Origin of the sequence: Pseudoalteromonas sp. UBA6610 (assembly GCF_002433295.1) — a bacterium.
Taxonomy (GTDB): Bacteria; Pseudomonadota; Gammaproteobacteria; order Enterobacterales; family Alteromonadaceae; genus Pseudoalteromonas; species Pseudoalteromonas atlantica.
In genome coordinates, this window is record NZ_DJHW01000088.1 from 1 (window position 1) to 8,409 (window position 8,409).

Below are 8,409 nucleotides of genomic sequence, written 5' to 3' on the forward strand. Positions count from 1 at the left end.
TAAGCCGGGTTCTGTCCTTTCCGAAGAAAGTGATAATCATTCGTCTAGGCCATAAATCGCTCTATGGCTCAAGCAACCTACCCGGTTCCAACGTGGGCCACGCCATAAGGAACCCTATTTGGTCTTGCTCCGAGTGGAGTTTACCTTGCAACCAACTGTTACCAGTGGCCCGGTGCGCTCTTACCGCACCCTTTCACCCTTACCAACCCGAGGGTTGGCGGTCTCCTCTCTGCTGCACTTGTCGTGGGCTCACGCCCCCCAGCCGTTAGCTGGCACTCTGCCCTGTGGAGCCCGGACTTTCCTCCCCCTGATCATTTTCGTCACAGGCAGCGATTATCTTGGCTAACTCGGCGCGCAGTATACATGAGCTGTGCCTTGTACGCAGTAAAGATTTACTCTTTTTCGTCAATAATTGTTTTATACAGGGCGTTTTTCTTCATTCCAAAGTATTCAGCAACAATACCACAGGCTTTTTTCATCGGCATTTCGCTTTCAAGTAGCGCCAGCATTTTACGCGCCTCTGGCGGTATATCGTCTACTTGCTTGGGTTTACCTGGCAACATGAGCACTATTTCGCCGCGTTGCTTGGTTGGGTCATCAGTTAAAAATTGCTTTAACTCACTTACGCTACCATTAAAAAAGGTTTCAAAGGTTTTGGTTAGCTCTTTTGCAAATACCACTTGTTGCTCACTACCTAAGGCCGCTTCTAAATCATCTAGGCTTGCCATAATACGGTGGGTGCTTTCGTACATTATGCTGGTAATGCTTGAGTTTACAGCTTCTATGAAAAAGTCTTGGCGGGCTTTACTTTTAGCCGGTGTAAAGCCAATAAACTGAAAGCGATCTGTTGGCAGGCCTGAGCAACACACTGCAGTAATAGCAGCACACGCACCGGGCACGGGTGTTACATGCGCGCCTTGCTCGCGGCACAGGTTTACAACGGCATAACCTGGGTCGCTTATCAGCGGCGTGCCGGCATCTGAAACTAGCGCGATATTTTTGCCTTCGTTTAGCCAATCAATAATCTGCTGCGCTTTTTGTTTTTCGTTATGGTCATGTAATGCAAAGGTTTTAGCCTTTATACCAAAGTGGCTTAATAGCTTACCGGTGTGGCGCGTGTCTTCAGCAGCGATTAAGTCAACTTGCGATAATGTCGCGATGGCACGCTGGCTTAAGTCGTCAAAATTGCCAATTGGGGTGGCAACAATGTAAAGAGTGCCAATTTTCTGTGAATTCTCCTCATTTAACATTGAGGTCTCCTGCGTCAGTCAGTAATATAAGCAAATCGCGTTAACGTATTGGGAAATCATTGTGCGACTTAAACTTGTTAGTCTATTAATTATATTGTCAGGGTTATCGGCCTGTAGCACAACCGAAAAACCAACTAAAAATAGCGATAGCATTAACACCAGTGCGAATGCGCTGCAAAATCAAGCAACCAGTGCCGATGCTATTTATAAATTAGCGCTTAATCGTACCGGTGCCGACAAAATTCAATTGCTTTATAGTGCGCGTGATGCGGCTATTTCGGAGCAAAGCTGGCCGTTACTTGAAAACATTTGTAATGAGCTTGAGCAAACCCCAAGTGTAGATAAAATTCAGAACCGCTTATACATTGCTTATGCACAAAAGCAGCAAAATAAAAACGACCAAGCGCTTGTTATTTTGCAATCGCTCGATGGCCAACTTAAACAGCCTGAACACTTTGCTTGGCATCAATATTTAACTGCTAGCATATATGCATCGCAAAACTTTCCTAAGCGCGCCGCACCTTATTTTTTTAGAGCCTCAGAAACTGCGAATAAAAACAATATTGAGATCCCTGCTCTACAAAGTGCGCTGTGGGATAACTTAACAAAGCTGTCTTCTTATGCGCTGGAGCGCTTTAATCGTGGCTCTGTTATACAACAAGGTTGGACTAACTTAGCTTTATACCACCAGGTATATGCAAATAGCGGTGTAGAGCTTGACCAAGCCGTCAATAATTGGCGCCGTCGCTACCCTGGGCACCCTGCCGTAGCTATTTTACCCGAGCAAGATGAAGCCTTAGCCGACCTAGCACCAGTTAATATAGAGCGTTTAGCTGTACTTTTACCGCAATCAGGCGCAAATGAGCGTTTAGGTGACGCCCTAAAGGCCGGCATTTTGGCAGGGCTTGATAAGCAAACTATTAGCGACACTGTTTTTATAGATGAGAACCTTTCAACCCAAGTGCTAAGCGAGCAGCTGAGCCAATTTAATCCAGACTTTGTGATTGGGCCATTATTAAAAGCGAATATAGATAAACTTGCACAAGCTAAAACACTTATTGATACCCCAACATTACACTTAAATACATTTGATGGTGAGCGACTCTCGCTGCAACATTACTTTTTTGCTTTAAACCCTGAGCATGAAGTGCAGCAAGCGCTGGAGCACTTTTTAGCTAAAGGTTATCAAAAGCCTATGTTATTAGCGCCTAATAATGCCAATGGTCAGCGTTTGGTTGATTACTTTAATATTCAGTGGCAGCGCTATAGCGAAACAAAACCGCAAATTGGGTTTTATAACGATAACAAAGACATGCCAAACACAATTACAAGCTTGTTAGAGGTTGATAAATCTAAGCAGCGTATTAAAACGGTTAAGTCTTTATTTAAACAAGAAGTAGAAAGTGAAACCCGCTCTCGTAGCGATATTGATGCGATTTACATTTTAGGCGACGCTATAGAAACACGCCTGATAAAACCTTATTTAGATGTAAATGTAAGTACTTTTGCACAGCGGATCCCGCTTTATGCCAGCTCTAAAAGCCATAGTAAACAAATAGATCGCACCGATAAAGGCGATTTAGAAGGGCTTTACTTTACAGAGCTTCCGTGGATGCTTAATGCGACAGTTAAACAACATAATTTACGCAACCAATACAACACGCTGTGGCCTGAAAATGCCGATATAAGCCAACGCCTATTTGCCATGGCTTACGATGCCGTGTCGGTGCTAAGCGACATTAGGCAATTGAGTGTAATGCCCGGTAATAAGTTTACAGGCTTAAGTGGAAAGCTTTCGGTAAATACAAGCGGACACATAGAGCGTACGCTTGATTGGGCACAATACACAAATAGACGCATAAAAGCCGTACAGCTAGAAACAAAGCAGCCCGTGCCTTTATTTATGCAATCAGCCAACGAAAGCAATACGCTTACGTTTGATTAATCTGGAGCGGCTATGTCGTGGTTTAAAGAGCTGTGGCAAAATAGCCGAGAAAAAGGCCAGTACTATGAACGCCAAGCAGAAAAATACTTAACCCATGAAGGGCTTACGCCTATTGAGCGTAATTATTATTGCCCCTTTGGTGAGCTTGATGTAATTATGAAACACGGCGATACGCTTGTATTTGTAGAAGTTAAGTTTCGTAAAAACAATGCGAGAGGCGGTGCAAATTATGCCCTTGGCGCACAAAAACAAGCACGATTAAAACGCACTATTTATCACTACTTGGCAGCAAAAAACTTAACTAATCAGCCTATAAGAGTCGACTATGTTGCCATTACAGGTGAAGGCTCTGGCAATATAAATTGGATCAAAAGCGTACTTTAACAACACGCAAACAGATTAGTAAAACGCCCAGCAACAAACAAAAATGACGAATAAATTATTGGTAGTCTATGCAAGATACAATTAAAGAAATTTTTACAGAAAGCATTCAAGTACAAATAGCAGCAGGCGAAGTACTGCCAAGCGCACTAGAGTCTGCGGCATTTACCATTGCACAAAGTTTAATTAATGGTAACAAACTCCTTTGCTGTGGCACGGCAAACTGCCATATGCTAGCGCAGCACATGGCCGGCGTATTAGTTAATCACTACGAAACAGAGCGCCCCTGTTTACCTGCTATTGCGCTATCTCAAGAAAATATCAATTTAGGGCAAAGTAGCCAAGTAGATGAGCATGATACCTTTGCTCGCCAAGTACGTGCCTTTGCACAACAAGGCGACTTACTGCTTGCGTTAGCAATTAATGGCAATGAAAAACATATTATTTCTGCTGTAGAAGCTGCACTTACTAAAGATATGAAGGTCATAGTGATGGTAGGTGACGATGGTGGAGAACTCGTTGGCTTATTAGGCCCTAATGATGTAGAAATTCGCACGCCTTCTAAGCGCCCTAGCCGCATTATTGAATCTCACTTAGTTAACTTACATTGCTTAAGTGAACTGGTTGATTTAACTCTTTTCCCGCAGGATGAAAATTATGTTTAAACGCTCTCTTATTGTTTTAGGTACTGTTGTTTTACTGCAAGGCTGTGCAGCCGCAGTGGTTGCAGGAACAGCTGGTGCAGTAACAGCAGCAAATGATCGCCGCACCATTGGATCGCAAATAGACGACAATAATATAGAAATTAAAGCCAGTATTGCGCTTAGTGAAGTTGAACGACTAGAAAAGTTCGCCAATGTAGACGCTATAAGCGTTAATGGCATTGTTTTACTGGTAGGTCAGGTTGCCAATCAAGAAATGAAAAACCAAGCTCAGCAGAGCATTGAGGGGCTCTCAGGTATACGTAAAATACATAACCAAATTAGAATTGGCTCAAATATTGGTATTACCACACAAACACACGATTCGTGGCTAACCTCTAAAGTTAAAGCGCAGCTTTTAACAGCTAAAGATATACCGAGTAATAATATTAAAGTAGTGACCGAAAACGCTGAAGTATTTTTAATGGGATTAGTATCTGAATCTGAGTCTAACCAAGCGGTTAACATTGCACGCAATGTATCGGGTGTAGAGCGCGTTATTAAAGTGTTTGAATATTTATAAAATACATAAAAAGCCTTTTAAAAGGCACATAAAAAAACCGCTTAATTAGCGGTTTTTTGTATTTAAGCGTTACTTGATGACGCGTAAATGTGAGCCTTTTTTCTTTTCTGGCTTTTCTGGCGGGGTTTCATCAATAATCTCATCTGATGTTTCCACACTTTCAAGGTCAGGTGCAAAATCGTCTTCGTCCTCTAAAAACTCATCTGCAGTAAAGACTGTTCCTTCGCCATTTTCACGCGCATAAATAGCAAGCACCGCACCTAAAGGCACATATACTTGCATTGGCTGTCCGCCAAAGCGCGCATTAAAGCTTAGTTGTTCCATATCTAACGAAAACCCAGTAACGGCAGAAGGGCTAATATTAAGCACTATTTGGCCATCTTGTACAAACTGCGTAGGCACTTGTACTGCTGGGTACTGCGCATCAACCACTAAATGTGGTGTGCAGTCGTTATCTACGATCCAATCAAAAAAAGCACGTAGTAAATAAGGACGATTAGGCGTCATTATAAACGGATCTCACGCTCTGCTTCAGTTAAAGAAGCTTGGAATGACTCACGCTCAAATAAGCGGATCATGTACTCTTTTAGCTCTTTAGCGCCAGAGCCATTAAGCTCAATACCAAACTCTGGTAAACGCCATAATAGTGGTGCTAAATAACAATCTACTAAGCTAAACTCTTCACTCATAAAGTATGGAGCTTCGTTAAAGATTGGTGCAATTGCAAGTAACGCTTCAGTTAACTCTTTACGAGCTTGTGCAGCATCTGCTGTATTGTTAATGATTTTTTCAGCAAGGCTGTACCAATCAGTATCAATACGGTGCATCATTAAACGGCTACGACCACGCATTACCGGATACACAGGCATTAGTGGAGGATGAGGGAAACGTTCATCAAGGTATTCCATGATGATGTTTGCCTGATATAAGCCAAGCTCACGGTCAATCAGTGTGGGTACTGTACCGTAAGGGTTAATTTCGTGAAGTGCCTCTGGCAAGTTATCCTTTTCAGCCAAATGAATATCTACACTTACACCTTTTTCTGCAAGTACAATACGTACTTGGTGGCTATACATACAGTTAGCACCAGAAAAAAGGGTCATTACAGGGCGCTTATTGGCAGCTACGGCCATGCCTATACCTCCATTAAATAACTAAAACAGCAATAGGGGCTTAAGCCCCTATTGCAAAATTACCTTGTAAAATGCTCAAATTAATGAACATCTCTCCAGTATTCTTTCTTAAGCATAAATGCCAAGATAAACAGGATAACTAAAAATCCAATTACCTTAATACCTAACGCTTCTGACTCAAGGCGTGTAGGTTCACCTACATACTCTAAGAAATTCGTTAAATCACGAACCGCTTGATCGTATTCATCAACGCTTAATTCGCCCTTACCATCTGTTTCAGTACCAACAACTTTAGTCACTGTTTGACCATGTTGTTCAACTTCTTCAATGATAGGTGTTGGTAAACCTTGTAGTTCTTGAAGAACATGTGGCATACCCACCGATGGGAATAACGTATTATTTACGCCAAACGGACGAGATTCATCTTTGTAAAACGATTTTAAGTAAGTGTAAATCCAATCACTGCCACGCACACGCGCCACATTGGTTAGATCCGGCGGAGCCGCACCAAACCATTTAGCAGCATCTTCTTTTGCGATAGCGTTAAGAATATGGCCACCTACTTTTGAACCATCAAAAATCAATTGCTCTTTACCAAGCTCGGTTGGAATACCAATATCACGGAAAGTACGTTCATAACGTTGATACTGCATTTGGTGACAACCAAGACAGTAGTTCATGAACAACTTTGCGCCGCGCTGCAAAGAAGGCTGATCAGATATATCGTTACCCGCTTCCATAAGAGGAACCGAAGGGCCCGCAGCCATAACCATGTTAGGCAGCAAGTTTACTGATAAAGCAAATACACCAATAAGTAGCTTTTTCATCATTTCGTTAACCTCTCAGGCAATGGCTTAGTTTTTTCATTCTTACTGTATATAAACAACAGTACGAAGAACATAAAGTAAGTCACAGTACAGATTTGAGAAATTATCGTTTTCATATCAGTTTGTGGAGTTGCACCCACCCAACCTAAAAGAACGAAAGTTACAACGAAACCTGCAATGTTCCATTTGTGGAAACCACAACGGTAACGAACCGATTTAACACGACCACGGTCAATCCACGGTAACAATGCGAGTACCACAATTGACGCACCCATAGCCGCAACACCGATAAGCTTATCAGGGATTGCACGTAAGATTGCATAGAATGGCGTAAAGTACCAAACTGGGAAAATGTGCTCTGGTGTTTTAAGTGGGTTTGCTGCTTCAAAGTTTGGCGCTTCTAGGAAGAAACCATTCATCGCAGGCATAAAGAATACAACCCAACAGAACAAGATTAAGAAACCAACCACGCCCACAATATCTTTTACTGTGTAGTACGGGTGGAACGGTATCGCATCAACAATGTCTTTTTTGTCGGTGTAATACTCATGGAATTTAAATTTAGACTTATCTTCTTCAGCCACAGTGCCTTTTTTGCGTTTTATTTCAACACCGTCAGGGTTGTTAGAGCCCACTTCGTGCAGCGCAACAATGTGTAAGAACACTAAAATTACAATAACCAATGGTAGTGCAATAACGTGTAATGCAAAGAAGCGGTTAAGCGTTGCACCCGATATTACGTAGTCACCACGGATCCAAAGTGTTAAGTCATCACCAATTACTGGAATAGCCCCGAATAACGAAATGATTACCTGCGCACCCCAGAACGACATTTGACCCCATGGTAGTAAGTAACCCATGAAGGCTTCAGCCATTAATGCTAAGAAAATAAACATACCGAACAACCACAGTAATTCACGTGGTTTTTGGTAAGAGCCGTAGATCATGCCACGGAACATATGCATATAAACAACGATGAAAAACGCAGATGCACCCGTTGAGTGTAAATAACGTAATAACCAACCGTATTCAACATCACGCATGATGTACTCTACTGATGCGAAAGCGCCTTCAGAAGAGGGAACAAAGTTCATCGTTAACCAAATACCAGTAAGTATTTGGTTTACTAGTACTAACATGGCTAGCGAGCCAAAAAAGTACCAGAAGTTAAAGTTTTTAGGTGCTGGATACTGTGCAATGTGCATGTTCCAAACACGTGTCATTGGGATACGGTCGTCAATCCAACTAACAATTTTACCAAACATTAGGCTACCCCTTTTTCTTCGCCCACTAAAATAGTGGTTTCATCAAGAAAAGTATAAGGTGGTACTTCTAAGTTCAATGGTGCAGGAACTGATTGAAATACTCGCCCAGCCATATCAAATTTAGAACCGTGACATGGACAGTAAAAACCATCATCTGTCCCTTCAACTTTTTCACTAAAGTTACCTTGGAAAAAGCCTGGAGAACACCCTAAATGCGTACAAATACCAACAGCGACAAAAATCTCTGGGCGTAATGAACGGTAATCATTTGTTGATGATTCTAGTTGTTGTGGCTCTTGCGATTGCGGATCACGAAGTTGACCTTCATGTTCTTTCATCTGCTCAAGCATTTTAGGGGTACGTGATACAACCCATACAGGTTTA

At 42.2% G+C, this 8,409-nt stretch carries 10 protein-coding genes and 1 other RNA gene; 4 read left to right on the forward strand and 7 right to left on the reverse strand.

Annotated elements, in window-relative coordinates:
• Both rnpB and rsmI read right to left on the reverse strand, forming a co-directional pair.
• An RNA gene (rnpB, locus tag B4F91_RS11655) (RNase P RNA component class A) lies at nucleotides 1-350 on the reverse strand; the annotation flags it as partial.
• A gap of 42 nt (nucleotides 351-392) precedes the next feature.
• Nucleotides 393-1,250, reverse strand: a complete 858-nt coding sequence (rsmI, locus tag B4F91_RS11660) for a 16S rRNA (cytidine(1402)-2'-O)-methyltransferase (RefSeq protein ID WP_024033320.1) — start codon at nucleotides 1,248-1,250, stop codon at nucleotides 393-395.
• Nucleotides 1,251-1,311: 61 nt separating this feature from the next.
• Between rsmI and B4F91_RS11665 the strand changes: the two genes are divergently transcribed.
• The 4 genes from B4F91_RS11665 (at nucleotide 1,312) to dolP (ending at nucleotide 4,800) form a co-directional block, all read left to right on the forward strand.
• Nucleotides 1,312-3,195 (forward strand): penicillin-binding protein activator, encoded by a 1,884-nt coding sequence (locus B4F91_RS11665; protein ID WP_248462236.1) that lies wholly within the window; start codon nucleotides 1,312-1,314, stop codon nucleotides 3,193-3,195.
• A 12-nt stretch (nucleotides 3,196-3,207) separates the two neighbouring features.
• Nucleotides 3,208-3,579, forward strand: coding sequence for a YraN family protein (locus B4F91_RS11670; protein ID WP_248462235.1), 372 nt, complete (start codon nucleotides 3,208-3,210; stop codon nucleotides 3,577-3,579).
• A 68-nt stretch (nucleotides 3,580-3,647) separates the two neighbouring features.
• The gene (locus B4F91_RS11675; RefSeq protein WP_004589111.1) at nucleotides 3,648-4,241 is read left to right on the forward strand and encodes an SIS domain-containing protein; all 594 of its coding nucleotides are present in this window, start codon (nucleotides 3,648-3,650) and stop codon (nucleotides 4,239-4,241) included.
• Nucleotides 4,234-4,800: a division/outer membrane stress-associated lipid-binding lipoprotein gene (gene dolP, locus B4F91_RS11680; protein ID WP_004589110.1), complete on the forward strand. Its 567-nt coding sequence runs from the start codon at nucleotides 4,234-4,236 to the stop codon at nucleotides 4,798-4,800. The genes B4F91_RS11675 and dolP overlap by 8 nt, the downstream gene beginning before the upstream one ends.
• 69 nt (nucleotides 4,801-4,869) lie before the next feature.
• Here dolP and B4F91_RS11685 read toward each other — a convergent pair whose 3' ends face one another.
• From B4F91_RS11685 to petA, 5 genes are all read right to left on the reverse strand, one after another.
• A complete protein-coding gene (locus B4F91_RS11685) occupies nucleotides 4,870-5,307 on the reverse strand; it encodes a ClpXP protease specificity-enhancing factor (protein ID WP_004589109.1) in 438 nt (145 codons plus the stop codon).
• Nucleotides 5,307-5,933: a stringent starvation protein SspA gene (gene sspA, locus B4F91_RS11690; protein ID WP_004589108.1), complete on the reverse strand. Its 627-nt coding sequence runs from the start codon at nucleotides 5,931-5,933 to the stop codon at nucleotides 5,307-5,309. The genes B4F91_RS11685 and sspA overlap by 1 nt, the downstream gene beginning before the upstream one ends.
• A gap of 80 nt (nucleotides 5,934-6,013) precedes the next feature.
• A complete protein-coding gene (locus B4F91_RS11695) occupies nucleotides 6,014-6,763 on the reverse strand; it encodes a cytochrome c1 (RefSeq protein ID WP_024033324.1) in 750 nt (249 codons plus the stop codon).
• The gene (locus B4F91_RS11700) at nucleotides 6,760-8,025 is read right to left on the reverse strand and encodes a cytochrome b (RefSeq protein ID WP_004589106.1); all 1,266 of its coding nucleotides are present in this window, start codon (nucleotides 8,023-8,025) and stop codon (nucleotides 6,760-6,762) included. The genes B4F91_RS11695 and B4F91_RS11700 overlap by 4 nt, the downstream gene beginning before the upstream one ends.
• On the reverse strand, nucleotides 8,025-8,409 hold a 385-nt coding region (petA, locus tag B4F91_RS11705), incomplete at its 5' end, for a ubiquinol-cytochrome c reductase iron-sulfur subunit (RefSeq protein WP_286937961.1). The genes petA and B4F91_RS11700, both read right to left, overlap by 1 nt.

Bases quoted from the DNA above. Each gene is read 5' to 3' on its own strand.
- rsmI (WP_024033320.1), bottom strand. From the start codon at position 1,250: ATGTTAAATGAGGAGAATTCACAGAAAATTGGCACTCTTTACATTGTT.
- B4F91_RS11670 (WP_248462235.1), top strand. From the start codon at position 3,208: ATGTCGTGGTTTAAAGAGCTGTGGCAAAATAGCCGAGAAAAAGGCCAG.
- B4F91_RS11675 (WP_004589111.1), top strand. From the start codon at position 3,648: ATGCAAGATACAATTAAAGAAATTTTTACAGAAAGCATTCAAGTACAA.
- dolP (WP_004589110.1), top strand. From the start codon at position 4,234: ATGTTTAAACGCTCTCTTATTGTTTTAGGTACTGTTGTTTTACTGCAA.
- B4F91_RS11685 (WP_004589109.1), bottom strand. From the start codon at position 5,307: ATGACGCCTAATCGTCCTTATTTACTACGTGCTTTTTTTGATTGGATC.
- sspA (WP_004589108.1), bottom strand. From the start codon at position 5,933: ATGGCCGTAGCTGCCAATAAGCGCCCTGTAATGACCCTTTTTTCTGGT.
- B4F91_RS11695 (WP_024033324.1), bottom strand. From the start codon at position 6,763: ATGATGAAAAAGCTACTTATTGGTGTATTTGCTTTATCAGTAAACTTG.
- B4F91_RS11700 (WP_004589106.1), bottom strand. From the start codon at position 8,025: ATGTTTGGTAAAATTGTTAGTTGGATTGACGACCGTATCCCAATGACA.